Source organism: Dictyobacter kobayashii, assembly GCF_003967555.1.
Lineage (GTDB): Bacteria > Chloroflexota > Ktedonobacteria > Ktedonobacterales > Ktedonobacteraceae > Dictyobacter > Dictyobacter kobayashii.
Genome location: NZ_BIFS01000001.1, coordinates 4,208,361 through 4,234,651, shown reverse-complemented (window position 1 = coordinate 4,234,651; position 26,291 = coordinate 4,208,361). Strand labels below are relative to the sequence as shown.

Sequence of the window (26,291 nt, the reverse complement as noted above, 5' to 3'; positions counted from 1 at the left end):
CCATACAAGAAAAAAAGCTCGGGCGCGCCAGCGCACGTCCACACAAGCACGACACGCTTCTATGATGATGGGAATAAGACGCATTCTCTTATCCTTTGGAAGCCACAGATTGCTCTGCCGCGCGCCCAGTGGCTAATTCAGCGCGGTACTTTCACGCACAACCAGGTCCGGTAGCAATATACGCTGATGCAGTTTCATGTCTGGATTATTGAGTATTTCGATGAGGTATTTCACGGCCATAGCATCCTGCTGGCCGAAGTTAAAATCGATGGTAGTCAGCGGTGGTTCCATAAAGGCGGCCAGTTCGGCATTATCAAAGCTGATGACTGAGACATCGGCAGGTATGCGTAGGCCATGCTCGCGCAGGGCGCGGATAGCTCCCAGGGCCATGGTGTCAGAACCTACCATCACCGCTGTAAAAGGCTGACCACTCGCTAACAGCTGCTGCATAGCCTCATAGCCAGCGCGAAAGGTATACTGGGCCGCGCACAGCGGTCCGGGCTGCAGGCCATGGCGCAACAGGGTCTCTCGCCATATGGTATGGCGCCAATGCCCGTTGATCAGATCTAATGATGGTGGAATGGCCGCGATCTGACGATGCCCAAGCTGGATTAGATATTCTACGGCCATCCGCGTGGCATAGAGCTGGTCAAAACCAATCCAGGCCAGCTTTGAGTCAGGGACATAATCGCGTCGCACGAGTGGCATGCCTCCACAAAGCTCCAGAAGCCGTTCATCGCTGATATGCAAAGATGGGGCATGCATGATGACCCCATCCACCAGGCGGGCCGCGGCATTCCCCAGGGCGACGCCAAGCTTTTCAATCTCTGTCATTGTGACCAGCAGATCGTAGCCAGCATCGCGCGCGGCCAGGGCCATGCTTTTGATCGATTCCGCGAAGCGCCCCCCTGACGAATATTCACTACGATCAGTTCCAGGGTATGCGATTGGTGGGTATTCAACATCTGGGCTACTTTGCTGGGCACAAAATCCAGTTCCCTCATTGCCTGCAACACACGCTTGCGCGTCTCTTCGGCAACGCTCTCACTCTCATTCATCACCCGCGATACGGTCTGATAAGAGACGCCGGCAAGCTTCGCCACATCGCGAATAGTATTTTTCTTCTTCCTTACACCCATCTCATGACCAACCATCTCTCAGACAAGCTCGTGATAGCTATCACGTCCATGCCGATCAATCCCCCCTGGCTTAAACAACAGCGCTAACATTTCAGTCTGTAAATGTCGATTTTATAATAGGGATGTGAGCGGTCACAGTATAGCTAAATCACCCTTGCATGTCAATACTACTATTAGTCGCTAATAAGATTTATCGCGGCAAGCTTTACTTGATTTTTGTTACGTTATGGTACATAACTATAATGTTACCGGTCACATTCAACAACAACAAAAATTATTGTAGATAGAGAGGCAAGGCAAAAAATGCACAAAAAACGTTATGCCCTGGTTGGTACAGGCTCGCGCTCACGCATGTTCATTGATGCCCTGATCGGCCCTTATCAGGAGGTGGGGGATCTGGTGGCGCTCTGTGACCTTAGCCAGGTCCGTATGGATTGGCATAATCAGCGCATCCAGGACAGCACTAATCAAGCACCACTGCCGACCTACCCGGCCGCACAGTTTGAGCAAATGATCCGCGAGACGCGGCCAGATACAGTCATTGTCACGACCATGGATAGCACCCATCACCTCTATATTGTGCGGGCCATGGAATTGGGCTGTGATGTTATCACGGAAAAACCAATGACGACCGACATCGAGAAGATGCAGGCCATCATCCACACGCAGGAGCGTACAGGGCGCTCCCTGCGCGTTAGCTTCAACTATCGCTATACGCCAGCCTACACCCTCTTCCGTGAGCAGTTGATGAAGGGTGTGATCGGTAAGCCGCTGGCAATGGATTTCGCCTGGCTACTGGATACCAGACATGGCGCAGACTACTTCCGCCGCTGGCATCGCGAGAAACAGAATAGTGGTGGCCTGCTTGTGCATAAAGCAACCCACCATTTTGACCTGGTCAACTGGTGGCTCGACACCTATCCCAGCGAGGTCTTCGCCATGGGCGCTCTGCAGTTCTATGGCAAACACAACGCCGAGGCGCGTGGCGAGCACTATGACTATAAGCGCTATACCGGGGTTCCCGCGGCAGATCATGATCCGTTCGCACTCACACTCGAGAGCAATCCGGTGCTCCATGGGCTCTATCTGGATGCAGAAGAAGAGAGCGGCTACCTGCGCGATCGCAACGTCTTTGGTGAACCGATCACGATCGAGGATACCATGCGCGTCATCGCCCGCTACCAGAATGGCGTCCTGCTCTCCTACTCACTGATCGCTTACTCTCCCTGGGAAGGCTTACGCGTCGCCATCACCGGCACCAAAGGGCGCTTGGAAATGGATATCGTCGAGAATATCCACCAGCTTCAAAACGATGGGGAAGGTAAAGAGAGTGCCAGCAAGGGACCCTTCAAATCTACGAACATCCGCATCTTTCCGATGTTTGGTGTACCATATACTGTAGAAGTACCGGCATCTGTTGGAGGCCATGGTGGTGGGGACCCGGTATTGCTGGAACACTTATTTTCACCCGAGCCCCCGGCAGATCCATATCGACGGGCAGCGTCACACATCGATGGTGCCGCCTCAATCCTGGTAGGAATCGCCGCCAATCAGTCAATGCAGACAGGTCAATTGATAAAAATTGCTGATCTTTTCCACCTGCCTGACAAAGCGGCACAGTAGTACAAAGAGAGGGAAAAATGGCCCAAATACGAGACGACCGCTACTTCGCAGGCGATCCAGCACAACGAAATATCGCACGTATGCTCTATGCACAGGTAAAAGAGCTGCCTCTGATTTGTCCCCATGGACATGTGGACCCGCGCCTGCTGGCCAGCGAACACTATAACTGGGGTACCCCGGTGGATCTGCTGATTATTCCAGACCACTATGTCTTTCGCATGCTCTATTCTCAAGGAATAACGCTCGAAGAGCTCGGCATCCGCAGGCGCGATGGGGCGCCACAGAGAACGATCATCGCAAAATCTGGCAAACGGTCTGTGACCATTGGTACCTGTTCCGTGGCACCCCGACCAGCCTCTGGCTGCGGGATGAGCTGCAAGATATCTTTGGCATTGAACAGAAAATCAATTCGGCCAATGCACAAACTATTTATGATGCGCTGGCTGAACGACTCAAACAACCAGACTTCCAGCCTCGACGCTTGTTTGAGCGCTTTCAAATCGAGGTGCTGGCTACCACCGATGCCGCGACCTCAGAACTGGAAGAACACCAGAAACTGCGCGCTTCCGACTGGCATGGCCGTATGATCCCCACCTTCCGCCCCGATGCTGTGGTTAATATCCAACCGGGCTTCGCAGAACAGATTCGCCTGCTCAGCCAGGTCTCAGGTGTAGATGTCTCTGATTATCGGACCTACCTGACCGCCCTGGAGCAAAGACGCCGCTTCTTTAAAGAGCTGGGAGCGACCGCCACCGATCACGCGGCCCAGAGTGCCTATACCGCGCGGCTAAGCGCGCACGAAGCGGATGCGATCTTTCAGCGTGCCTTGAAAGACGAGGCCAGCGCGGAGGATGCCCGCCGCTTTACCGGGCATATGCTGATCGAACTGGCCCGCATGAGTGTGGAGGACGGATTGGTCATGCAGATCCACATCGGCAGTTCGCGCGATCACAATCCAGACCTGCTCACGCGCTTTGGCCGCGATATGGGAGCCGATATCCCAACCAGCAGCGAGTTCACCCATAACTTCAAGCCGCTGCTCGATCTGTTCGGACGCGATCCACGCCTCTCGCTGATCCTCTTCAATCTAGATGAAACGACCTATAGCCGCGAACTGGCCCCCCTGGCCGGTCACTATCCAGCACTACGACTGGGCCCGCCCTGGTGGTTCTTTGATAGCATCCTGGGCATGCGTCGCTACTTCGCCAACGTGGTGGAGACGGCGGGTATCTACAATACAGCAGGCTTTAACGATGATACCCGCGCCTATCCCTCTATCCCGGCCCGCCACGATGTCTGGCGCCGTGTCAGCGCGGATTGGCTGGCAGGACTGGTAGTAGAAGGCATCGTGGATGAAGAGGATGCCCACGAGATGAGTATCGACCTGGCTTATCGCCTGGCGAAGCGCAGCTACAAACTGGAGGGATAACAATGTTTGAGCAACAGCCATTTACGCAGATCTCAGAGTCGGTGACCGAACGGGATGGTACGGCCTATGCTCTGGTCAACAGCGATAAACCCGGCGAGAGCCAGCTACTGGTCCGGGGCACAACCGAGGGCTTTGAGGGCGATACGCTGGCCGATGGTAGCTTGATCGGCCCACACTCGGCCCATAATGCGGCTGTCTTACGTCAGCGCCTACCGTGGCTCCAGCCGGCAGTATTGGGATTGCAAACCTCGGCCGGCTTTGGCGACCGACTGGGCATCGCCACGCCAGGCCATGTGCTGGCAACACGCGGCACAGGTGTGGCCCCGATCTATGCCCAGCAATCAGTGCGTGAAAACAGTCGTACCGGGCGTACACCACAGGAAGTGGTGGATGATGCCATGTGGGGAGCCTTCGAGGCTGGCTGGCACGAGCCCTGGGGAGCCGACGCCGACCATTTGAAGACACTGGAAGATATACCTCCTTTTGTGGATGCTGGCTATACCTTCTATACCATCGATCCGGGAGAGTATGTAGATGACGCCGTCGAAACCGACGATGAGGAGACCCTACAACGTAAGGTCGCCCGGCTACCGTGGGCCGATCTACAAACGACCCTGGCAGAGACTATCGAGCGCTATCAACGCTCCGTTGAGCTGGACGACCGTACGCTCACCTTTAACCAGCATGAGCTATACAAAGCCCTGGCCAAATATGGCGGGGCCGTCGCCCATACAGCACGCATGGCCAGGCGCCTGCAAGAACTCCAGGGGCAGCGTCCCTTTGAAATGGAGATGTCCGTGGATGAGACCGGAACCACGACAGCCCTGCTGGAGCATTTCTATATAGCCGCTGAGCTCAAACGCCTGCAGGTACCGTTTGTCAGCCTGGCGCCGCGCTTCGCCGGACGCTTTGAAAAGGGCGTCGGCTATATCGGTGACCTCAACGAGCTGACCCAGAACATTAATGGGCACGCCAGCATCATGCGCCACTTCGACAATAGCTATAAGCTCAGCCTGCATACGGGCTCCGATAAGTTCGAGGTCTATCCAATCGCCGTGCCCGCAACCAATGGACTTGTCCACCTTAAAACGGCTGGCACCAGCTATCTGGAGGCATTGCGCCTGATCGCATCCATAGATCGCCCACTGTTCCGCGAAATCTGGGACTTCACGCGCAGTCGCTATGAAACAGATCGCCGCACCTATCACGTTTCCGCCAGGCTGGAAGAAACGCTGCCAGCCGAGCAATTAACGGATGAGCAACTCCCCGAGCTGCTCAATCAATTTGCTCCGCGCCAGGTACTGCATGTAACTTTCGGCTCGGTACTCGACACCTACGGCAGCGACCTGCAACGTATCTTGCACGCCAACCTGCCTGCCTACTACACCTATATTCAGCGCCACTTCGACAAGCACCTGGAGGCGTTCAAGCGCCAAAAATAAAAGATAACACGCAAAGCCCTGAAGGGTCGCCCCGATAATTGCCGGGGCGACCCTTCAGGGCTTTTTCATGTTCCTCTTTGGCGTCTGCTGCGCGGGATTGGGAGGGTGGAGTGTGTTTGGTGGGCGGCTGCGGCCGCCCACCAAACACACTCCACACCTGTTTATTGTTTTGACATGCTTGAGCTCTGTCGTGTATAATATAAGTTATACGTATAACTTTCTCAGCAATTGGGTATGGATACCAGAAAGAAACAGGAAAATAATGCGACAACATCTATTGATTGATGCTGATGACACACTGTGGGAAAATAATATGTACTTTGAGCAAGCCATTCATAATTTTATCAGCTTCCTCAATCACTCCAATCTATCTCATGAAGAGGTTCGCGCCGTACTCAACGAGACGGAGCGCACGATGGGTTATGGGGCCACCAATTTTACCAATAGCTTGTTGGCCACCTACCAACAACTGGCAGAGGATACGATCAACGAGGAGCAGCTCCAATATGTGCGCCAGCTTGGAGAACAGATCCATTCGCACCCGCTTCAATTATTGGATGGTGTGCAGGAGACGTTGGAATATCTAGTGCCGCGCCATAACCTTATGCTGTTGACCAAAGGTGTTCAGGAGGAGCAGCAATTGAAGATTGAGCGCTCGGGCATCGAGCAGCTTTTCAACCATGTGTTGATCGTGCCAGAGAAAAACGTTGACACGTATCACCAGCTCATCGAGCAGTTAGAGCTCCATCCCCCTCTGACCTGGATGATTGGCAATTCACCACGCTCAGACATCAATCCTGCCCTGGCCGCCGGACTCAACGCTATCTATGTTCCGCATCCACAGACCTGGGTACTCGAACATGAAGAGGTTGCCGCTCCACCTATGGACAAACAATTACTGACCATTGACCGCTTCGCCGACCTGCGTGTCCACTTCTAATTTTTATGCTCAAAGATGGGAAGGAAATTATTTATGCAGGACACTGAAACAACGCAACAACACTTCTCTACACATGAGATCATTGAAAGATTGAGTCAACAAATTGGTGAGAAATATGTGTTTCCAGATAAGGCACAGGAGATCGCGGCTGCTCTCCACCAGCACCTCGACGCAGGAACTTATAATGACATACATGATGGTGACATTCTGGCGCAGACGATCACTGAACACCTGCGCACGGTGAGCCATGATAAACACCTCCGCCTCTATTATCAGGCCGCTGGCATCTCAACCCGTATTGATGATAATGAAGCTTACACGCCAGAAGAGATTGAGAGGATACGCCAGAAAAGTAAAAAGAATTATGGCTTGAAAAAAGTCGAGATTCTGGATGGCAATATCGGCTATTTTCAATTCAATGAGTTTGCGCATCCGCACTTTGCAGGCGAGAGTATGAGCGCCGCCATGATTTTTCTGGCCCACACCCAGGCTCTGATCATCGATCTACGCACCAATAGTGGTGGTGAAGCGCTCATGAGCCAGTTTCTTTGCAGCTATTTCTTTGATGCCTTTAAAGCCGAACAGATCCAGCTCAACGGCCTTTACGATCGCAGGAAAGATCTGTTACAGCAGTATTGGGTCTTCCCTTATGTTCCAGGCACGCGCTACCTGGATAAGCCCGTTTATATCCTGACCAGCCAGCACACCTTTTCAGCGGCAGAAGGATTCACCTACGATCTCCAGCAATTGAAACGTGCACTGGTAGTTGGCGAGACAACTGGTGGAGGCGCGCACGCTGGATTGCGCTATCCCATTACTGCGTACTTTGAAGCTTTTATTCCTAGCGTGCGCGCAATTAATCCGATCAGCGGGACAAACTGGGAAGGCAGCGGCGTACAGCCTGATCTGCCTGTGGCGCAGGAAGAGGCCTTGGACAGCGCATATCGCAGGGCGCTGGCGGACATCCATTAAGTATGTAATCAACTGGCCATTGCTATCCTGAGTATTAATATTTAGCTTTGAGAAAGATATATAAACAAAAACAGCGCTCAGATCGGGCTGGAATTAGGAATCGCTATCAATTCCGGCCCGATCTGAGCGCTTTCGTTATGGATTAAATGATCAGGATTGGTCGATCCGTGCTATTCATGGTGATCTCAGTGGTGCGCCCGTAGGTCGAGCGATCTCTTGAGGGGCGTCCACGCGAATACATGGCCAGCATATCGCTACCACCAGCAATTTTCCCATAGCGCTGCTCGGCAAAGTAGGTCAGCGCGGCAGGAATATCCCTGGCCGGGAACACAGAAGAAGTGGTCATGATATTCAAGCTGGCACCAGCTTCTGCTTGCAAACGCCGCTCAAGCTCATGCACATAGCGGCAAGCCTGGTTATATTCTGGCGTCTGTTTGATGAGCTGCAAACCCTCTTCAATCGACTCATGCTCTGAAGGGATGACATGCACTAAGTGCACAGTCGCTTTGCTTGGTGCCGCGATGGCTGAGACCAGCTGTGCTGCAGGGAGAATGGCCTGTTCGGAATCTGCCGTACCATCCAGGGCCACCGCGATTTCAATCGCATGCAGAGGGCGACGCTGATCGGGATAGGCACTGGAAGGAATGGCTTCTCCATTTTTCAAGACCAGCAGAGGAACGGGAGTCTGGCGTGTCAATTGTTGCGCCACGCTGCCCAGATGGGTAGAACGCCGCTCAGACCGACCATGGCTACACATAATTACCAGGTCAGACTGTAATTCTTTGATCGCTTGCAAAATGGTGGGGATAACGCTCCCATGCTGGATATAGCAATGACATTGACCATCTATCAGCTGATATTTTTTGACAACCTGAGCCAGGTATGCGCTGATCCGCTTTTCCTCAGCTTCGATGGCAGCCGACAGATCATCAAACACATTTGAAAGTGATAGCCGCAAATCTTTTGATTCAGGATCAATCACAGACAGCAATGAGAGTCGTACCTGCTTCTGACTACTTAACTTTTGAGCCAGAACGATTGCTTGCTCAGCCCGTTGTGAGCCATCCAACAAAACAAGAATATGTTGAAACATGAGCGTTCCTCCCTTACTCGGCTATCCCAATGCAGATAAAAGCAATTAGAACCTCCGCTACCACCACAGCCCGGCTATTTGTTACATACCAGGAATGCAGGGAACGTATCAGCCTCCCAGGCAACTACGCTCATCTAATTGTAAACATAGCGGCAAAAATCATCTCTCGCCTAAAGCATAGAGATATGTCCTCACTAAATTATCACAACAGCGGCGCTAGCCTCTCATTTCGATCACAGGATGTGACATCGATACATCTATCCTGACTGACATAACCAGTCAGCTCTTGACTATTTCGTTCATAAGATGGTCATAAGAAATATTATTACGAATATATGCAAGACAGGTTGAGCGCGTGGCAATCCATCACAGGTCTATGATTTATATTATTTATAAAAATTCACCTATCGCCATCATAAACAGGCTTATAAATTTACAAGGCGTAAAGGAGAGGAAAACTTCGCGTATGATGGTGTAGCTGATATGGCTTATTCTACAGAAAACATTGCGTGAAGTGAATAAATTATGGGTAGATGAGGGCTTCCAAATTAAAAATACCTGATGCTAGCCAGGTGAATTGCTGATTTTGCAGTTTAGCAAACAATGCTTGCATAATATAGCATGACCGTCATTTAAAAGCTGAGCAGTCAACACCACGCCCGCCCGTGCACTGCTCTTCCATTGTTGTTGTTAGAGAAATTCATGAAAACGGTCTACTTGTTCATCACCAAAGGAGGAGTAACGTGTTGAAATTATCCCGGCACAAGAGCGTAATCCTCAAGGTTACTGCTATCAGCGTGACCCTTTGTATGCTCATCCTTACAACAGTTTTTCTGGCCTTTAGCCCCTTTGCCAGGGCGTCCTCGTCACACCCTGCTGCTACTGCCACTGGAACGGCACTGGCAACAGGAACAGCCACAACCTCAGGCGCAACCTCAGCGGTCGTGGCTGCCCATGCCTACATGCAACATACACCAAATGGCGCCATTCGTATGACTTATAACGCGGGTAGCAAGACTCTTAGCCTGAATCCAAGCATGAATGGCTTCGCGCCCAACAGTACTCATCCTGTTCAAATTGAACAAGGAAATTGCCGCGCAGCTGGAGCAGCTCAGGGTGCAGCCACAACGACAGCCAGCACGCCGCTGGCAACTGCTACTACTGCAGGAACTGCTAGCGCTACGAAGACCTCGCCAACTGGCACAGCAACCGCTACCACTTACTCAACGACACTGACCTCAGATGCCACTGGACATATCAGAGGTAACGCTACAATAAATAATGTAAGCGCTCCACCGTCCACGTCAAATCTGCGCGTCAGGATTTACAATGGCCCGGGGCTTCAAAACGCTGCGCAAAAAGTAGCTATCGCTTGTGGTAACATTAAACAGTACAATCCTAACTCTAATGCCGCCACTCCTACCAGCACAGGTACTGGCTTTACGAACTCAGCAGCGACTAGCACAGTTACCGCGACTGGAACAGCAACTGGTGCCAGTGGCAACACATTTGTGGCAATGATGGGTCCAACCGACAGTCCCAACGAACAGGCCAGTGGCACAACACAGCTTAGCCTGGCCAATGGCACCCTTACAGTGCAGATGAATGTACATGGATTGGCTCCAAACTCCACTCATTCGGCCCATATACATACAGGAAACTGCCAGAATATTGGGAATGTCGTGTACAATCTGGGTACCCTGACAGCCGATGCTCAAGGTAATGCCAGCTTGAATACGACCGTCAAAAACGTTACGTCAATCCCGGACAACGGCCTGGCCGCGCAGGTGCATTATGGCACCAGCCTCAACGATCCAGGCCAGTACAATCCGATTATGTGTGGCAATGTACGCTTGAATAAAAATCAACCATCTGCCACATCTACACCATAGTAAGTACGTTTAATCATACAGTCGATAGGCGTGGAAATTATCTCTACGCCTATCGACTCCTGGCAAGACACATCCATTGTTAAGTGGCCCGATACGGACACATAGTTTATCAGCGAAAATTCCCCTTCCTAACCCCAACATAGCTTATTGCCGCGGTGATGATCAAGAAAAGCTCCCCACATCCTTTATGCTTTATCTACTTACTTTTGTCTATTTTCCACATTTAGAGTACAATCAAGAAAATGGTTTTCTTAGCTCCTATTAGTCAGAGCTTTAATTTCCCGCGATAAATATATTGAAGAAGGGCAATCAACTGCTGTTAAGCTATTTATCCTATACCATATTGGCTAGTAAGGTAATAAAGCGCCTCGGTTGACCATAAGGGCGAAACATAGGCAGAAATCTGTCGTTACCGCCAAAAGTATCACTCTTATAGGGCTTTTGCTTCACTACCTCGCACTAATTTGTTATGATAGAGATTAAAAAGCCGTTTGAAACGTCACTCACTTATGACCATGTGTAGCACGATATCTCTACAGTGATCACAGGTCAGCTTACAACAAAGCCTCTTAGCCATGCGGGCTATTACACTCAGACAATTGAATGGTATGATAAAAACACAGGCTTTGACCTTGAAGGGAAAAATATATCCATGGCTTTTGATAAGAGAACCAAAGGCATTGTCCAGGAAGAAATGTTACCCGCCAGGAGGGATGGGGAAAGGACGCCTCTATGAATATTAATGCAAGTATTCGTAAACTTACAATCATCTTTGTTGTTATGTTTGTCGCTGTCAGCGGCTGCCTGGTGTACTGGCAGGCGGTGAGGGCAGATGAAGTAACAGCATCGCCGCATAATGCGCGTATCTGCAGTTCAAACAATGTCCCTTTGCGCGGGAATATTTATGATCGCAATGGGATTTTGCTGGCCTATTCGGTTCGCGATCCACATGTCTGCGGTGGATATATCCGCCATTATACCGATCCTTCTCTGGCCGGCCTGATTGGCTATTATGTGCCGGGAGGAATCTATCCAGCAACCGGCCTGGAAGCTCAATACAATGACATCTTAAATGGTTTGACAGGGCAGACCGCATTGAATAATCTTATCAATAAGACAATGCATACGGCGCCAATTGGAAACAATATCTATCTGACTATCGACGATCGCATACAGAAGATCGTGGCGCAGGATTTTAATAATTACACACCTGATCCAACTGGTACTGCCTTCGCCAATCATACCTATCCAACGTTTCCCACCAATAAGGGCTCGGCCGTGGTAACTGATCCCCACACCGGTGAAATCCTGGCGTTACTTAGCTCGCCCGGCTATGATCCAAATAAAATGGTACAAACCCTGGCCCATTCACTGGATCCTACCTCTTATTACAATCAACTCATTAAAAGTCCGGATAATCCCTTGCTCTACCGTCCAACTCAGGGCCTCTATTCTCCAGGCTCAACCTTCAAGACGGTGACATTGTTGTCTGCGCTTGACTCGGGTGCAACCACGCTGGATCAAGAGTGGAATATGCAAGATGCGTATAACCCCTGGCACGTTGCCGCGACGGCGGACAGCCCTGGTACGACCGTTACTGGCGATAATCTAGGCTATCTGCAATATGTTTTCCATTTTCCTGTCAGTACGGAGTTTGGCTTCGCGAATTCAGACAATATTATGTTCGCGCACATGGGAGCCAATGAAGGCGAGCAGAAGTGGCTGGATTATACTAAACGGATGTACTTTGACCAGGCGATCCCGTCTGATTTCCCAATAGCTAAGAGCCATGTCTTGCAGGCTGATGGAAATCTCAATAATGCCAATTTCGTGAATGACGTCTATGGACAGGGTGTAGATTTCGTGACACCCATGCAAATGTCGCTGGTGGATAATACAGTGGCAAACAATGGCGTTTTGATGCGGCCAACGGTGATCAAGCAAATTACGGATTCACAGAAAAATCAGCTTCAGACCTTTGCGCCACAACAACTTAACACCGTCATCAGTGGTGATGCTGCCTATAAAACACGCGTGGCAATGAACGCGGTTACAACCTGCGGTAGTGCCTGGCATATCACGGAAGATAACCTGCCCCAACAACTATTATTGGTAAAACTGGTACGGCTCAGGTTGGAGGAGATCAGAATCCTCATGGCTGGATGATCACACAGGGCCCATTCGATATCAACAATCCACAACAGGTACCAGCACTCACAATCGTAGCCATGCGCGAGAATGGTGGTGAGGGCGCTTACACCATCGGCCCGGCTATCTGGCATATGTATACGGACATCTTTAACCAGAAACTGGTCAACACCCAACTGCCAGCCTGGAATGATCCAAATACATTCTGTTCAGCCCACAACCTGTGGCAGAGCAGATCTGGCCCCCAGGTTCATGGCAACCAATAACAACTGAACGTATAAACAAACACTAAAAAAAGGTAGCAGGTCGGCCAGTCCCGACCTGCTACCTTTTTTCTACAAGAGCATGCAGTACTGCACTAAACAAGAATGCCATTGAGCAAACGATGCACAAACAATTTCAGCATAGTGCACCTCATATCCTTTAAGGGTTAGCACATCGCGGAAATGTCGGTTACAGCCAACCACGTATATCCAGCCCCAATCCTCCTTCAAGCCAACCTCCAGGTAGAAACGGAGGGGCAGAGTTGGACTGGCAATGAATTGCTGGATAATCCATTTTGTGAGCCACAAACTGCTGAGGATTGAGCGGATCAGGGATGAAGCGCCGCCCGAAAAGAGAACAGCTAAAGGTTGTTAGTGCTGGATCATAATCCAGCACTAACATCAAGATCTACATTAGATATGTAGCGCGCCTCATCAGAGGCCAGGAAGACTGCCGCATTGGCAACATCTTCAGCTACAACAAATCGTTTCATGGCTGAGTCACGTGTGGCCATTGCTCGAACAGCCTCAACCGAGACATTGCGAATGGCGGCTTGCTTCTCAAAGACCTTCTGCAGCCGTTCACCATCGGTAGGACCTGGTGAAATAACATTGACACGAATGTTGTAAGGGCCTGCATCATGGGCAAGTGTACGAGCTAAGCCGACCAGCCCTAGTTTTGAAGCTGCGTACGGCGTACGGCCTGGGAGCGGCTTCTTTCCTATACCTGATCCAATAAATATGATGTTTCCCTCTTTGTGTTCAACCATAGCAGGTAATGCAGCTGCACACAAGAGATATGGACCCGTAAGATTGGTTGAAAGCGTCTCTTCCCACTGTTGTGGGCTAATTTCCCACAAAGGAGCGGTAGGGCCAGCGATACCAGCATTACACACAAGTATGTCGATACGACCGTAAGTATTTATGATCGTTTTGACGAGGGCCTGTACCTGTTCAGCATCTCTCACGTCAGTGGGAAGCACTAAGGCCGCCCCTCCATCTTTCTCGATCATGAGACGCGTTTCGTGGAGCTTTTCCTCATTCCGAGAAGCCAGTACAACAACCGCACCTTCTCTGCTATAGGCCAATGCAATAGCCCGACCTATACCCTGACCACCACCAGTAATAACAGCAATTTTATCTGTGAGACGTGGCATCAGCTTGTTCTGCTTTCTTTTTGTTCCATTGCGACATCAGAGCAAAGGTTTCATGAATAACAGGTTTTTCTGCAGTCTGGGAGATTTCACGATAGACCGCCGCGACATTAGGAATCATGCGTTCTGGATTTTTCCAGGACGAGAACATCTCATAGTTAATCTCATAGGCGGCATCCAATGCATTCATTCCAGCTTTATATCGTTTTTCAGCCTCTTCAAACAAATATACAAAATACTGCTTAAGTGTGGCTACTGCAGATTTATCTGTGACCGGGCCATGACCAGGTACGATCACATTAACGTCTTGTTCTAAAATAAAATCACAGGCATAAATCCAGCGGGATACAGGTCCCGCCCAGACTACCGGATGGGCTTCGGCAAAGACAATATCACCAGTAAACATAACTCTATCTTGAGGAAGGTATACCAGTGTATCTCCATCTGTATGTGCTGGTCCGATGTGGAACAACTCAATCTTTTTTGCACCCACCGAAAGCGAGGTATGTCCTTCAAACGTTTCTGTCGGAAAACGCTGAGTGATGCCATCGAAATGAAAGGCCCCCAGCGTCTTACGCATGTAGGCTTCAGGCGGAGCTTTTTTTAACATATTCGCCATCACCTGCGGTGGAACGGTGTGCTGCATCTCTTCAGCTGTGCTCTTTGAGGAGATAATTTTCGCAGCTGGGAAAAAACCATTACCATTGGTGTGATCCCCATCAGCATGAGTATTAACAATCGTCTGGATAGTTTTCGCAGCTGGAACCTGACGGCTCATCGTTTCATGCATCTCACCAGTGAGATGCATGTCATAGAGCGTGTCAACGAGCAGCGTATCCTCACCAGTCACGATCAAACCACTATTACTCCATCCCCATGATCCATTGGATTGTAGATAGGCATAAATACCATTGCCAATATCGTGCAACCCCTTAGTATATTGCCATGCCATATATATTGTTTCCCTTAAATAAACGCTTCAAAAGAATGATCAAAAATGGGTAGCCGTATCTCTCACGCTGTCACTATTTATCTCCAGGGAGTGGAAGGTGGTGGTGGTGGCGCATCCGATGCTGTTCTGGGCGGAATCACGCTACTTCTCTCCAAAGCACCATCAATCATTCCACCTCGTGGTAACGGCTGTGAAGAAGGGGGTGGGGACTGAGTGGACGATTTTTTCCAGTTCCGTTGAGAATTCAGAGCGACAATAATCTCATCAACAGGTGTCCCCGTTGGCTGTGTTGGCAATGTTCCTTCTTGCAAACGAGCAGCAAGAGCATGTATTGCTTGCTGTTCCTTGCGTCGTTCTTGCTCTAGATTACGATTTGTGGCTAAGCGTGCCAAAAGATTGTTCAAAGAATAAGCGACGCGCCAAAGGATGTTATCTTTGTTTAATGGTACACGAGCACTGAAATCACCATTGGCTGCACGCATATGCACATCCATCAGCTGCTTAATACCATCTTCCAATTGCTGTTTGAGTGCCAGTTCTTCCTGCTGGCGTGCAATTTCTCTTCTTTCCAACGAAACGATTTCTTCAGAGCGATCAAGGTTCGCGATCGCCTGATTGAAACTTAACACGATAATAAAAGTAAACACCGCGACAATGATGTTAACCTCAATCATTCCTGTTAAAACGCTGGAATTGATTATATAGACATGTTTCAATTCTTCAGATGGGATATTTGACTGAAAAATAAGGTAGGTCACTATGCTGTTGAAAATCGCTGCAGCAAACGACCATCCCGGAGCAATCATATAGGATGCAACGATACTAGACTGCAACAAAAGAATAAATAATGGAATGTCAGCAGCAGTTGCTCCACCTGGAACAGAAAGAATAGTACCGATCAACCCCGCTTCGATTGTAAAAATAGCGATGACGCCCGCGATTCTCGTGTGCTTGGCTTTGTTTAAAAATAACGCAACGATATCGAGGGCGAGAGCAATAAGGCTTGGGATAAGGGCAAAGGGTTTATTGATGAGGCTTGGTATTGGAATGACAACAAGTACAATAACAACAAGTAGAATCCAGCTACTGGTTTGCGAGCGACGAATAGCATTTTTTTCTCTAAATGAAAGAGACGCTCCAGGTTTTTCTGTCGCGGCAAACAACCTGTACCAGAGATCGGCAAGGGTTTTTCCCATTGTAGTTCGATATCATCTTCATAGAAGATAATATCATCCTCCTCTCAAATCAAAAATATACACACAATTTTATCATAGGAAAACTTAAAAGAATACATTTTCCTGTGTTCCTAGTGAAATCTGTTACCTTCTTATTCACCAATTCAATCTATTGACGTCCTTTTATCATTATAAGTATCGCGATAGGCTTATTTTCCTAATTTGTATCTGCAGTAAGAATATACTTTTTCCTGGCCTGCTAAATATTTCATAGTAATAAGCTATAATTGCTTAACATACACGCATCACATATGTCAAGTAAATCAAATTCATTTTTCGAGATCTTAAACATTTAATACATTTATTATATGCGAGAAACGCCCCATTTCATTCGAGACGTTTCTCAGCCACTCTGGTTTGCTCTACTTACCACTTAAGCGCTCGACAATTGGCGCAAAGCGTTCAAAATTTGATCCGGCCAGGGTAAAATAAGAGATCCCATAGAGTTCACGACGGCGATAGAGTTCCTCACAAATACTATCAATTGTTCCAGTGACACTCAAGGGAGATTTGGCTAGCTGGTCTATATCGACGCCAAAGAATAGGATTTAATAGCTGCAGCTGCTGTTCGGTGAGTGCGACCCCTAGAATAGGCATGCTGAGCTCAAGGGAAAGAAATCGTTCACCAGCTGCTGCACGTATCCAATCTAATTTTTCTCGCAGGACTTCTGGTGACATGTCATTAATATCAAGATGCCCATGAGCACTAGCTTTGGCAGTGATCCCAATGATATTGGCTTGCCTGGCGGCAACACCGAGCATTTTCTTTCCTCCACCACCCATATAAATAGGAGGATGAGGACGCTGCACTATCTCTGGAAAGGCTAGCTTACCCGAATACGGGGCACGCGATGAGGTGGCTGCATCCTGATTTTGACTGATGAACAATTCTTTAATGCCCCGTACTGAAACTTCCAGGTGTTCAATACGTTGTCCAGCAGAATGAAAGGGCAGTCCCGCCAATTCAACATCCATCGGCCGATTACCAGCCCCAATACCAAGCTCAGTACGACCATTATAGAATACGTCTAGAGTGGCAATAGCTCGAGCTAATAATGTTGGATTATGCAAATCATTGCAGAATACCTGGCTACCAACACGGAGTGTAGTAGTAGCTTCTAATGCAGTTGACATTAAAATAAGGGAGGAGTATGGGTCATCAAGATGTTCTGGAACTAACAGTGTCGAATATCCGTACCCCTCTGCTCGAGATGCCATATCGCGCCATTGTAATGGAGAAGAACCACGGCCAATGATACCAAAACGAAAGGGATTTCTGGGCAGTTCTGTCATTAATCTGTATTCCTTGAATCTTTGTTTTTCTATCAGTGAAAGTTATTCCTGTGTAAACGATAAAACAATTAAAGCTAAATGAGAATGAATTGAGATATAACTATGACTTTTACCTTAGTTTATGCCTTTATCTGAAGGACAAACCAAACAGGCAATATTATTTTTAATACTTCATAACAATCTTATATCACTCGGTTTTTCCCTGCCTCACACGCTCTTCATACAGCTCATAATGTTCCTTATTCCCATAATCATGTTAGAAAACTCATCCCGTTTGGACAGGTGTTGACATTTCCGATATTTCTCTGCTTTCCACACAAATCGATCCTTTTACAATTTTTTACCACACCAGAATGCTTCTTGTGCACCAAATTTTCTCACACTCATTTTTGAATAAATCATATATCATAATCATATTTATATCAAATATCATATACCATGCTTATTTATTTTCACAAGCAATAAATGCAAAAACTAAAATCAATAATTTTAGATATTTACAGCAATTAAAGTCATTGCAGAAAATATTTATAAAATGTATAATTAATGATATCAATGTGTTAACCCTACCAGGTCGTAAAAAATAGGAGAAACACCTATGGATCACACACAGGATAAACAGCCTTCCCAACTGGGATCATTTGTAATGCTCAATATATTTGAAGTTGAACCGAATGTCTGTGATGAACTATTAAATGTCTTGAAAGAAATGACAGAATCGATCCGTCACAAACCAGGGTTTGTATCAGCTAGCTTCCATGTCTCTTTTGATAAGAAACAAGTTATAAATGTCTCCAAGTATTTGGGATCAACAGAGCAGCAGGCAGCAATGCTTCAGACACCGGGACATCAGGAATACATTCAGCGCTGTAAGGATCTGGCAACGTCAAACAGGCGTATATTTACCAACGTTGCTTTTGTTGCTACACCCGAGGCCTTAGAAGTTGTAACGCCTACTCTAGATTAGTTAGTGAGTGGGGTCTGTGAACCCCGCTCCTTTATGGAAACACCAGGCTATTCTCCTTCCTCAAAATATAAAGTCCGTCCCTCCACCTTCCCCAAAAAGCCATAAAAGCAGGCAAAAAATCATTGCATTTTTTATATTATTGAAAATATATTACTCATCCATTGCCTGAAGCTAAACTTATTATGACTCATCTTTTAACTCTACTCAGCCGTACTAAAGGAGTATCTCTGATGTCTCTTTGTCATCTCAAGAACAGGAACGAGCACCAGGTTAAACCAGACAGATAGCGTTCTTTCTTCAGACAGTGGAAAAGGTCCGCGGTATCAGATGAAGGGCATACAACGCCTGGTGAAAAAAACGGGCAGAAAGAAGGATACGATGACATCTCCACTCAATGAGGGGACAAATCAGACGCAGGTAGAGCAACAGCAGGCGATGAATACATCACCTACATCTTCCGCTTCAGTTCCAGAAGAGACAGTCCAGGAACAAGAGACGATAGCAGTAGTACCTCCGACATCGAAAACAGGATGGATAAATAGCTTGCGTCAACGGGTGTTTGCTGGCAGGGACAAAAGACAGGATGAACAGTCAGACACGCTAGACCCCGAGCCGTCCTTCCAGCGTCAGGCACGGACGAAGAGTCTGACCAGAGAAGATGCCCTGGTCGAGGTGGTGCGCTGGAACAAGCGGCGTGATCTTCCTATCACGCTTCTCGCCTGGGCAGGTATAATATATCTACTCCTCCTTGTAGCCCAGCATATTATCACCACACTTTTATTGTTAGTCGTTGCGGCAATCCTTGCCTTTGCGCTCGCCCCGGCGGTCTCTTTTCTCCAACGCTGGCTACCTCGTGTGCTGGCGATCCTGATCGTTTATATTCTTGTCCTCGGGGCGTGGGGTCTCTGATCTACCTGATTGCTATCAGTGCAATTGAGCAGGTGAATTCGGCCGTCACCTATTTCTCCACCCACGACTGGACCTCTTTTCTCAATATACTAGCGCCCTTTGGCATTTCACAACAGCAAGTGCAAATACAGCTCCATACGGTACAAGATCAAGTATTGGCGCAGGCCAAAGACGCCGCCAGTAGTGCGGTCCCTCTGCTGGCTGGCATTTTCGATTCGCTGTTAAATATTATCCTGGTAGCGGTGCTGAGTATCTACTTTCTCATTGACGGTGAGCGTATGGTTCGCTGGCTACGGCACAATGCGCCACAAAGGTTCCAGAATCAAACGATCCTGACCCTGGATACGGTAAATCGCGTCGTGGGCGGCTATATTCGTGGACAATTATTCCTCTGTGTGCTCATCGGGATTCTAGTGGGCGTTGGCATGACCCTCCTGCACGTTCCCTATGCACTCTTGCTTGGTGTGCTCGCCTTTTTCCTGGAATTCGTCCCCATTCTCGGAACCTTGATCTCAGGAGCCATCTGTGTCCTCCTTGCACTTACGCAAGGCTGGCTTATCGGGGTGATCGTACTGGCCTACTTCATTGGGGTACACATTTTTGAAGGTGATATCGTTGGGCCCCGTGTAGTCGGTAAAGCCATTGGACTTCATCCAATAGTCTCTATCGCAGCATTGATTGCTGGTTCTGAGCTCTTTGGTGTGTGGGGAGCACTGTTTGCCTCTCCGGTTGCCGGCGTCCTGCAGGCCTTCCTGATTGTGTTCTGGCTGGGATGGCAGAAGCGCCATCCTAAGGAGTTTCAATCGAGCAACGTCCAGACACTTGATACGGCGGCGGAGCAACTCATTGAGCAGTCACCCCTCGCGGGCAATACAGAGCATCCGCAGGCGGGCGAAACACAATCCTGACAATCGCGTGTTGGCTATCAATTTCAATCAATCCACAAAGGATTCCTTTTTTGTACTATACTACTGATAGCGAATGATGCGTAACAAAATGAGAAAGGCGTATGTCGTAAATGACTACAAGTTTTCCCGTAGGCGTTGCTATTTTCCCTCCCACGGTACAAAAAGTGATCGCTTCCATCAAACGAGCGGAGCAGGCAGGAATTTCGATGGCCTGGGTCCCTTCCTGGCCCGTAGGCCCGGACGCCATGAGTATTGTGACGGCTGCAGCGGTCCAGACCATCAGCATCGGGCTTGGCACGGGCATCTCTATCACCTATCCTTGCCATCCCCTGACACGTGTCAATGAAGCGCTGGTGATGGCCGAACTCGCGCCCGAGCGCTTCCGCCTGGGTGTGGGTGCCAGCCATCAACCAGCAATCGAAGGACAATATGGCCTGGAATTTGGCAAACCAATTGCCCATATGCGCGAGTATGTCACGGTGCTGCGCGGTCTGCTCTGGGAGGGACATATCGCGTTCAATGGAGAATATTATCACGTTCATGCTGATCTTCCACCCATGATTTCTCCTCCACGCTTCCCCATTGTGCTTGCGACCCTGCGCAAAAATATGCTGCGCCTGGCCGGAGAAGTCTCCGATGGGGCCATGCTTATCTGGTCGCCCCTCTCATACGTCCGTTCTATCGCTCTCCCGGCCCTGGAAGAAGGAGCTCGCCTGGCCAATCGCCCCAGGCCACCACTGATAGTAAGCGCGCCCATCGTGCTGGATAAAGATTTTGGTACGGTGCGCCAGATTGCGCAGGCAGCGTTCTCTGTCTACTCATCCTTTCCAACGTATAGAAAGATGTTCGCTGAGGCTGGTTATCCCCTCACCCCCGATGGCAAGCTGACCGATGAGTTGATCCATGAACTCTTCATATATGGAGACGAGGACACTATTCGCAAACGCTTGTATGCCATGCACGATGCAGGTGTGGACGAGATCCTGACAGCCATCAGTCCCCTGAAAAATTCTGAGCGCGAAGAAAGCGCAATCCTGGAAATTCTCGCCAGCCTCTAATGCTTGAAGATACACATAGGTCGAAAAATAAACAATGGGTTCTCAAGTAACTTAAACTTGAGAACCCATTACTTTTTTTATCAGATACGTGGTGGCCCCTGTTTGATACGCGCACGCATACCTTCCACTCCGCCAATCCTTTGTGCGCTGTCCCATATCGCTTCAATCCACCAGGTAACACCAACCTGAGCATATGGGCGTACGATCTCAGCGGCTTGCTCAGGATCATCACCGGGAGTTTCGCTTTCAGTAATAATATCGAGCGGAGCCGCTGCCGTGCGGTGGGCCATAATGGCTTGTATACCTTGTTGAACCTGGGCCGGAGTACCACCCATTTTAACACCATCCCAGCGCGCGGCACGAAGGATCTGGCTTTGTCTTTCACCCCCATGGACCCAGATAGGGATACGCGGAGTCTGTACCGGGGCCATACCACTTGTTTCCTCAATCTGATAGTAGGTGCCATCATAGCTAAAAGGTTCACCACGCCACCACTGATCGACAATTTCTAATCCCTCATCCAACATCTGCGCGCGAACCTTATAATCTTTCACAATACCCATTTTTTCAAGCTCAATGACCCCTAACCCAACAGGAAGAATAACTCTGCCTTTAGAGAGATGGTCCAGGGTTGCTGCTGCGCTGGCGACCTTCCAGGGTTGCTGGCGGGGCAATGGCGTTACCATGGTACCCAGGCGCACACGCTCAGTATGCATAGCCATGGCAGTCAACGCGACCCATGGCTCGACTCCTCCACCATCCCAATAAAAGACCCCATCCCATCCTGCTGCTTCGGCTTCCTGGGCCAGTTCAAGGAGAACATGAACATCAATATACGGAAACGCAAGACCATATTGCATATATACCCCCTCTCCTCAATCGGTTTCATTTTTATGTAGTGCTCAAGTAGTATACACAATATTTCTTGACATCCTTCGTCATATTGAAAAAGTTCTCAAAACGGAAGGATCTTTCTTATGCCTCTTTGGCGGTGAAATTGATGGTGATAAGGACTTTATTTTGCGAGATCGCGATATTGGCCAGGTTTGGCGGCTGAATGCCGAAGTCTGTCATGTAAATGGTGCTGGTTGCCGTTCCCGTTATCGTTTTGCTTACGACCTTCCCCTGCACATCAAAAACTTCTTTGTTGGTTTTGCCATGCATTGTCAGATTGCCAGTCAACTGGAAGTGAACGCTTTGTCCATCGCTGTAGCTCGCCGGTAAACCTTGCGTACTGACAGAGATAAATGTGGCATCTGGATAGGTATCTGTTTCTAGAGCATGTTGGCGCACATAGTTATCGCGCATCGGAGAATCCGTTTGCAATGTGCTCAAGTCAACTTTCACGTTCATGGCCTCAACCAGCGGGGATGTGCCGGTACGAATGTGGAAATTGCCCTGGACCGAGTGCGTCGTACCAACAGCATCATTATTGGGTTTATTTTGGAAGACCAGATTTTCATACACGCTATAGGATGCTGTAGTCTGGGCGGGCACGATCTGAAATGTTCGCAGACCAGTTGATGAGGTGGAAGTGCCAGTAGCGGTCGTAGCTCCCGCCGCAGTAGGGGTCACGGCAATAGGTCCGGATGCGGTATGGGTCTGATTGACAGTGTTCGCGAAGCGAGATGTGTACAACACCGCTCCCACAACTATAATGATAATAACAATGCCAATTCCAACGAACCAGGTATAACGTGCTCTCATAATCCCTCCAGAAGATACTTTAAGCAACACTGCTGCATCCCTTATTATTATAGAATGCGCTACCCACAATTCCATTCAACCTGCTAATCTTATTTCATGTTATACATCAACATAGCATTCTTTCATTGGAAACAAATTGGAAATAATTTCATACATTCCTATTCATTCATCTTACCCTGATAATATGTTTCACCGATAGTGCCGCAAATCAGAAATAAGAATTTGCGCGTAGCCTTCCAATAAAATCCTAATAAAGCTGTTTTATGCTTGAGACAAGATATGAGTATATCAACTCGCTGAGAGGCATTGCGCTAGAGACAAAAAACGATGAAACTTCGTACAATAAAATAATTGATACAAAACCATAAAGGATAAAAAATTATGAATAGGAATAAATATTCCTGGTGGCCCTTCCATCGTAGCAAGGGCCACCAGTCGCGAGAGCCAGGTGCTGCATTATTTGAAGGACTGCGCATACGCTTAACTTTCTGGTACTGTGGCGTATTAGGCGCGGCACTGGTGCTATTTTCGGTCGCCCTCTATTTAATCGCTCAATACGCCCTTCTTACTCCGATTGAGAACGGCGTGGCTGGAGATGCCCAGCGACATGCAGGTCAGTGGAGTGAAAACGCACCAGCTCAAACATGTATGCCAGATGGCCCCTCTCCCCAATACGGCGCTCTCCCTGGCGATCCACAACAGCATATACTGGCATGCTTTGATCAGAATGGAACCCTGTTGCCGGATGCCAATACAGCACGCCTTCCGTCTGCCTTTCTTTCAAACACGCTGGCAAAAACAGCTTTGCAAGATGGGAGCGCGCATGACACCGTAAATTTAGGCGGTACGACGGGAACAATTTATCGCTACGCGGTCGCCGTGTCAGATCCTACCGAGCATGGCTATCTAGGGGTAGTCATATCTGGTGGATCGATACAACAGCAGGACTCATTACTATCAACCCTACTTCTCCTCTTACTCACGGTAGGGGGTGTGACCTTATTTGGAGCAGGTCTTGGTGGCTTATTTTTGGCCAGCCGGGCGCTACTGCCAGCCCGGCTGGCATTCACGCGTCAACAGCGCTTCATCGCTGATGCTTCTCATGAACTGCGCACACCACTTACACTTATGCGTGCGGATGCCGAGGTGCTCTTGCGGGGTCGCAAGCAGATGGAGGAAGATGATGCGGCATTGCTGGAGGATATCATCTCTGAAGCCAATCATATGAGCGTGCTTGCCACCAACATGCTGATGCTGGCCCGTCTTGATGCCGGAGCGCAACATCTGGAACAGGAGGTGGTAAGCCTGGACACATTAACGCTGCAGGGAGTCCAACGCGTCAGCGCCTTTGCAACGCAGAAAGGTATCATCGTTCAACGCGAACACACGGATGATATATTCGTCATCGGAGATCCAATGCAATTGGAGCAAACTATGCTCATAATCCTCGACAATGCCATTAAATACAATCGTTCCGGTGGCCAGGTAACGGTGCGCACAGCAGTCGATCATGGACAGGCTCGCCTGGAGGTAGTTGATACAGGTATTGGTATCGGGGCGGAACACCTTTCTCATCTGGGTGAACGCTTTTACCGTGTGGACAAAGCTCGTTCGCGTGAGGCGGGAGGAACCGGACTCGGGCTCTCCATCGCCCAACGCATTATTGCAGTTCATAACGGCACGCTCACGCTCAATAGTGCCCTCAACCAGGGAACAACGGTTACTATTTTGCTGCCCCTTGCTCATAGTATCCCTGCTCAAAGTGAGAATAGCACATCAAAAAATGGGGATTTCTCTGATTGATGCTTTAAGATCATAAAATCAAACCGATCCAACGTCTTTTATAGCCAGTGAGTAAATGAAAAGTCCTGTCCACTAGAATGATGAGAGTCGATCTATTACATAGAGAGACTCTTTCTAGCGAAGCTATGTCTCACTGGCAATGAAAGGACGAACAAGCGATGCCACTTAACTTTCAAACGGCAACCATTATTGTCATAGCATTAATCATTGCTGTAAACTGGCTCTCCAGCAAGGAAAGTGATCCAAACAACAAAACCGGGCTTATCATCGCCCTATGTATTACAGCCGTTATCCTCTTACTCATTACGTTACCCAGGTTGCTTGGTACCTACAACAACTTGCTCTCTATCACTCATTCTTTCTATAAATAAAGCTTATATACATGAGGCTAGATAGAAAAAGTTCCCATGGGATGGTATATGTCATCCCATGGGAACTTTTTCGTTTTTGAGCGCACAAAGCCGATTACTCCCACTGCCGCTGCACGCTACAAGCTCAGGAGCGGTTAGAGATCGTAGGTTGGCGCGCGCCAATAGCGACGGCTTGTCAGTGTGTCGCCTGGTTCATTCGCAGTGTTCGCTGCTAGCCCGGCATGAGATAGGTGCTGTAATGACTCCAGGATACGGCTGACACGTTGATGTGTTTCCGGAACCTCTTTTTGCAGTTTAAGTAGCGTTTGCAGTTGAGCCAGAGTTACCCCTTTTTGTGACGGCAGAGTAGACAGAATCAAATTATCGATCTGTTGTTGCTGCTTATGGCGAGCAATCTGCTCCGGGGTTTCCTGTACTACATGAGTGTACTCTACAGGTGAGAAAGATACATCCAAACGACAGACATCATCTCCCAACCTCATACATTCTTTTTCTTGAATATGAACCTGTTGACCATAGCGTCCGGCGGCTCCCTCGATTGCTCCCCACAGTACAGGACACAGTTGCCGTGAACTATCGTAGATGAGGGTCAATGAATTGCTATTCTCAAAGACTGCTTCATAGCTAAAAACTGGAGGGGTTAAGCCATCAGGAATGCGCCGCATCTGCGTGTGGGCATTACGCATCACAAGCAACAGGTCGCGACCACTATGTACTTGCGTCAACAAATATGAGCAACGGGAGCTGGTCAATCCATTGATCAGGAAATAACGACCATATTCCCGTAAGAGCACATCGACCGGGACCTGCGTCAATTCGTGAACTGCTGCAACGCCAGCCAGCAGCATTGCGTCATCATAGACCCTGCTGGCCAGAGGCGCGTTGGTGGCGCTCTCGCCTATTTTTGCGCGATAGACATTGAGAAATGAAGTATTGAAGCGCTCAACCAGGTATTTTTCCCAGGTCACAAAGATCAAACCATGCATATTATTA

The 26,291-nt window shown here is 48.9% G+C and carries 24 protein-coding genes and 1 pseudogene; 14 read left to right on the top strand and 11 right to left on the bottom strand.

The window, feature by feature from the left end; all coding sequences use genetic code 11:
- Window positions 1-132 precede the first annotated feature (132 nt).
- Window positions 133-879, bottom strand: coding sequence for a LacI family DNA-binding transcriptional regulator (locus tag EL645_RS18580; RefSeq protein ID WP_126551880.1), 747 nt, complete (start codon window positions 877-879; stop codon window positions 133-135).
- Window positions 831-1,154 (bottom strand): LacI family DNA-binding transcriptional regulator, encoded by a 324-nt coding sequence (locus EL645_RS44310; RefSeq protein ID WP_281276331.1) that lies wholly within the window; start codon window positions 1,152-1,154, stop codon window positions 831-833. Before EL645_RS44310 ends, EL645_RS18580 begins: the two co-directional genes overlap by 49 nt.
- Window positions 1,155-1,442: 288 nt before the next feature.
- Between EL645_RS44310 and EL645_RS18570 the strand changes: the two genes are divergently transcribed.
- The 5 genes and pseudogenes from EL645_RS18570 to EL645_RS18550 all read left to right on the top strand — a co-directional run bounded on the left by EL645_RS18570 (window position 1,443) and on the right by EL645_RS18550 (window position 7,545).
- Window positions 1,443-2,762 (top strand): Gfo/Idh/MocA family protein, encoded by a 1,320-nt coding sequence (locus EL645_RS18570; RefSeq protein ID WP_126551879.1) that lies wholly within the window; start codon window positions 1,443-1,445, stop codon window positions 2,760-2,762.
- Window positions 2,763-2,779: 17 nt separating this feature from the next.
- A pseudogene (gene uxaC, locus EL645_RS18565) lies at window positions 2,780-4,191 on the top strand (glucuronate isomerase).
- Between the two features lie 2 nt (window positions 4,192-4,193).
- Complete coding sequence (locus tag EL645_RS18560; protein WP_126551878.1) at window positions 4,194-5,633, top strand: tagaturonate epimerase family protein; 1,440 nt, start codon at window positions 4,194-4,196, stop codon at window positions 5,631-5,633.
- Window positions 5,634-5,895: 262 nt separating this feature from the next.
- Window positions 5,896-6,573, top strand: coding sequence for an HAD hydrolase-like protein (locus tag EL645_RS18555; RefSeq protein ID WP_126551877.1), 678 nt, complete (start codon window positions 5,896-5,898; stop codon window positions 6,571-6,573).
- A 33-nt stretch (window positions 6,574-6,606) separates the two neighbouring features.
- Window positions 6,607-7,545 carry a S41 family peptidase gene (locus tag EL645_RS18550; protein ID WP_161977469.1) on the top strand — a complete coding sequence of 313 codons (939 nt, stop codon included), beginning with the start codon at window positions 6,607-6,609 and terminating at the stop codon, window positions 7,543-7,545.
- A 142-nt stretch (window positions 7,546-7,687) separates the two neighbouring features.
- On the opposite strand, the gene EL645_RS18545 is transcribed toward EL645_RS18550, so the two are convergent.
- Complete coding sequence (locus EL645_RS18545; protein ID WP_126551875.1) at window positions 7,688-8,638, bottom strand: universal stress protein; 951 nt, start codon at window positions 8,636-8,638, stop codon at window positions 7,688-7,690.
- Window positions 8,639-9,381: 743 nt separating this feature from the next.
- Between EL645_RS18545 and EL645_RS18540 the strand changes: the two genes are divergently transcribed.
- The 3 genes from EL645_RS18540 (at window position 9,382) to EL645_RS18530 (ending at window position 12,944) form a co-directional block, all read left to right on the top strand.
- Complete coding sequence (locus EL645_RS18540; protein WP_126551874.1) at window positions 9,382-10,530, top strand: hypothetical protein; 1,149 nt, start codon at window positions 9,382-9,384, stop codon at window positions 10,528-10,530.
- Window positions 10,531-11,262: 732 nt separating this feature from the next.
- Window positions 11,263-12,696, top strand: a complete 1,434-nt coding sequence (locus EL645_RS18535) for a penicillin-binding transpeptidase domain-containing protein (protein ID WP_126551873.1) — start codon at window positions 11,263-11,265, stop codon at window positions 12,694-12,696.
- Window positions 12,693-12,944, top strand: coding sequence for a hypothetical protein (locus tag EL645_RS18530; RefSeq protein ID WP_126551872.1), 252 nt, complete (start codon window positions 12,693-12,695; stop codon window positions 12,942-12,944). Before EL645_RS18535 ends, EL645_RS18530 begins: the two co-directional genes overlap by 4 nt.
- Before the next feature lie 187 nt (window positions 12,945-13,131).
- On the opposite strand, the gene EL645_RS39375 is transcribed toward EL645_RS18530, so the two are convergent.
- The 5 genes from EL645_RS39375 to EL645_RS18505 all read right to left on the bottom strand — a co-directional run bounded on the left by EL645_RS39375 (window position 13,132) and on the right by EL645_RS18505 (window position 17,575).
- On the bottom strand, window positions 13,132-13,344 hold the full coding sequence (locus EL645_RS39375; protein WP_161977468.1) for a hypothetical protein: 213 nt from the start codon (window positions 13,342-13,344) through the stop codon (window positions 13,132-13,134).
- Window positions 13,325-14,098, bottom strand: a complete 774-nt coding sequence (locus tag EL645_RS18520; protein WP_126551871.1) for an SDR family NAD(P)-dependent oxidoreductase — start codon at window positions 14,096-14,098, stop codon at window positions 13,325-13,327. Before EL645_RS18520 ends, EL645_RS39375 begins: the two co-directional genes overlap by 20 nt.
- Window positions 14,079-15,047 carry an MBL fold metallo-hydrolase gene (locus EL645_RS18515; RefSeq protein WP_126551870.1) on the bottom strand — a complete coding sequence of 323 codons (969 nt, stop codon included), beginning with the start codon at window positions 15,045-15,047 and terminating at the stop codon, window positions 14,079-14,081. The genes EL645_RS18520 and EL645_RS18515 overlap by 20 nt, the downstream gene beginning before the upstream one ends.
- Window positions 15,048-15,124: 77 nt before the next feature.
- A complete protein-coding gene (locus EL645_RS18510) occupies window positions 15,125-16,243 on the bottom strand; it encodes a hypothetical protein (protein ID WP_126551869.1) in 1,119 nt (372 codons plus the stop codon).
- A gap of 519 nt (window positions 16,244-16,762) precedes the next feature.
- The gene (locus EL645_RS18505; protein WP_126551868.1) at window positions 16,763-17,575 is read right to left on the bottom strand and encodes an LLM class flavin-dependent oxidoreductase; all 813 of its coding nucleotides are present in this window, start codon (window positions 17,573-17,575) and stop codon (window positions 16,763-16,765) included.
- A 598-nt stretch (window positions 17,576-18,173) separates the two neighbouring features.
- Between EL645_RS18505 and EL645_RS18500 the strand changes: the two genes are divergently transcribed.
- From EL645_RS18500 to EL645_RS18490, 4 genes are all read left to right on the top strand, one after another.
- The gene (locus EL645_RS18500; RefSeq protein ID WP_126551867.1) at window positions 18,174-18,542 is read left to right on the top strand and encodes a putative quinol monooxygenase; all 369 of its coding nucleotides are present in this window, start codon (window positions 18,174-18,176) and stop codon (window positions 18,540-18,542) included.
- Between the two features lie 378 nt (window positions 18,543-18,920).
- Entirely contained in the window at window positions 18,921-19,451 is a 531-nt protein-coding gene (locus tag EL645_RS39370; protein WP_161977467.1) for a hypothetical protein, read from the top strand.
- The gene (locus EL645_RS18495) at window positions 19,439-20,359 is read left to right on the top strand and encodes an AI-2E family transporter (protein ID WP_161977466.1); all 921 of its coding nucleotides are present in this window, start codon (window positions 19,439-19,441) and stop codon (window positions 20,357-20,359) included. Before EL645_RS39370 ends, EL645_RS18495 begins: the two co-directional genes overlap by 13 nt.
- A gap of 110 nt (window positions 20,360-20,469) precedes the next feature.
- Window positions 20,470-21,417: an LLM class flavin-dependent oxidoreductase gene (locus EL645_RS18490; protein ID WP_126551865.1), complete on the top strand. Its 948-nt coding sequence runs from the start codon at window positions 20,470-20,472 to the stop codon at window positions 21,415-21,417.
- 80 nt (window positions 21,418-21,497) lie between these two features.
- On the opposite strand, the gene EL645_RS18485 is transcribed toward EL645_RS18490, so the two are convergent.
- Window positions 21,498-22,277 (bottom strand): LLM class flavin-dependent oxidoreductase, encoded by a 780-nt coding sequence (locus tag EL645_RS18485; RefSeq protein ID WP_126551864.1) that lies wholly within the window; start codon window positions 22,275-22,277, stop codon window positions 21,498-21,500.
- Between the two features lie 115 nt (window positions 22,278-22,392).
- The gene (locus tag EL645_RS18480; protein ID WP_161977465.1) at window positions 22,393-23,124 is read right to left on the bottom strand and encodes a YceI family protein; all 732 of its coding nucleotides are present in this window, start codon (window positions 23,122-23,124) and stop codon (window positions 22,393-22,395) included.
- Between the two features lie 381 nt (window positions 23,125-23,505).
- Between EL645_RS18480 and EL645_RS18475 the strand changes: the two genes are divergently transcribed.
- Window positions 23,506-24,927, top strand: a complete 1,422-nt coding sequence (locus EL645_RS18475) for a sensor histidine kinase (RefSeq protein ID WP_126551862.1) — start codon at window positions 23,506-23,508, stop codon at window positions 24,925-24,927.
- A 158-nt stretch (window positions 24,928-25,085) separates the two neighbouring features.
- Window positions 25,086-25,298, top strand: coding sequence for a hypothetical protein (locus tag EL645_RS18470; RefSeq protein WP_126551861.1), 213 nt, complete (start codon window positions 25,086-25,088; stop codon window positions 25,296-25,298).
- 134 nt (window positions 25,299-25,432) lie between these two features.
- Here the strand turns inward: EL645_RS18470 and EL645_RS18465 are convergent, their stop codons facing one another.
- A complete protein-coding gene (locus EL645_RS18465) occupies window positions 25,433-26,284 on the bottom strand; it encodes a heme NO-binding domain-containing protein (RefSeq protein WP_126551860.1) in 852 nt (283 codons plus the stop codon).
- Window positions 26,285-26,291: the final 7 nt, after the last annotated feature.

Bases quoted from the DNA above. Each gene is read 5' to 3' on its own strand.
- EL645_RS18490 (WP_126551865.1), top strand. From the start codon at position 20,470: ATGACTACAAGTTTTCCCGTAGGCGTTGCTATTTTCCCTCCCACGGTA.
- EL645_RS18545 (WP_126551875.1), bottom strand. From the start codon at position 8,638: ATGTTTCAACATATTCTTGTTTTGTTGGATGGCTCACAACGGGCTGAG.
- EL645_RS18530 (WP_126551872.1), top strand. From the start codon at position 12,693: ATGATCACACAGGGCCCATTCGATATCAACAATCCACAACAGGTACCA.
- EL645_RS18510 (WP_126551869.1), bottom strand. From the start codon at position 16,243: ATGGGAAAAACCCTTGCCGATCTCTGGTACAGGTTGTTTGCCGCGACA.
- EL645_RS18520 (WP_126551871.1), bottom strand. From the start codon at position 14,098: ATGCCACGTCTCACAGATAAAATTGCTGTTATTACTGGTGGTGGTCAG.
- EL645_RS18485 (WP_126551864.1), bottom strand. From the start codon at position 22,277: ATGCAATATGGTCTTGCGTTTCCGTATATTGATGTTCATGTTCTCCTT.
- EL645_RS18570 (WP_126551879.1), top strand. From the start codon at position 1,443: ATGCACAAAAAACGTTATGCCCTGGTTGGTACAGGCTCGCGCTCACGC.
- EL645_RS18515 (WP_126551870.1), bottom strand. From the start codon at position 15,047: ATGGCATGGCAATATACTAAGGGGTTGCACGATATTGGCAATGGTATT.
- EL645_RS18580 (WP_126551880.1), bottom strand. From the start codon at position 879: ATGGCCCTGGCCGCGCGCGATGCTGGCTACGATCTGCTGGTCACAATG.
- EL645_RS18550 (WP_161977469.1), top strand. From the start codon at position 6,607: ATGCAGGACACTGAAACAACGCAACAACACTTCTCTACACATGAGATC.
- EL645_RS18535 (WP_126551873.1), top strand. From the start codon at position 11,263: ATGAATATTAATGCAAGTATTCGTAAACTTACAATCATCTTTGTTGTT.
- EL645_RS39370 (WP_161977467.1), top strand. From the start codon at position 18,921: ATGACATCTCCACTCAATGAGGGGACAAATCAGACGCAGGTAGAGCAA.
- EL645_RS18480 (WP_161977465.1), bottom strand. From the start codon at position 23,124: ATGAGAGCACGTTATACCTGGTTCGTTGGAATTGGCATTGTTATTATC.
- EL645_RS44310 (WP_281276331.1), bottom strand. From the start codon at position 1,154: ATGGTTGGTCATGAGATGGGTGTAAGGAAGAAGAAAAATACTATTCGC.
- EL645_RS18560 (WP_126551878.1), top strand. From the start codon at position 4,194: ATGTTTGAGCAACAGCCATTTACGCAGATCTCAGAGTCGGTGACCGAA.
- EL645_RS18555 (WP_126551877.1), top strand. From the start codon at position 5,896: ATGCGACAACATCTATTGATTGATGCTGATGACACACTGTGGGAAAAT.
- EL645_RS18500 (WP_126551867.1), top strand. From the start codon at position 18,174: ATGGATCACACACAGGATAAACAGCCTTCCCAACTGGGATCATTTGTA.
- EL645_RS18505 (WP_126551868.1), bottom strand. From the start codon at position 17,575: ATGACAGAACTGCCCAGAAATCCCTTTCGTTTTGGTATCATTGGCCGT.
- EL645_RS18465 (WP_126551860.1), bottom strand. From the start codon at position 26,284: ATGCATGGTTTGATCTTTGTGACCTGGGAAAAATACCTGGTTGAGCGC.
- EL645_RS18475 (WP_126551862.1), top strand. From the start codon at position 23,506: ATGAATAGGAATAAATATTCCTGGTGGCCCTTCCATCGTAGCAAGGGC.
- EL645_RS18470 (WP_126551861.1), top strand. From the start codon at position 25,086: ATGCCACTTAACTTTCAAACGGCAACCATTATTGTCATAGCATTAATC.
- EL645_RS39375 (WP_161977468.1), bottom strand. From the start codon at position 13,344: ATGTTAGTGCTGGATTATGATCCAGCACTAACAACCTTTAGCTGTTCT.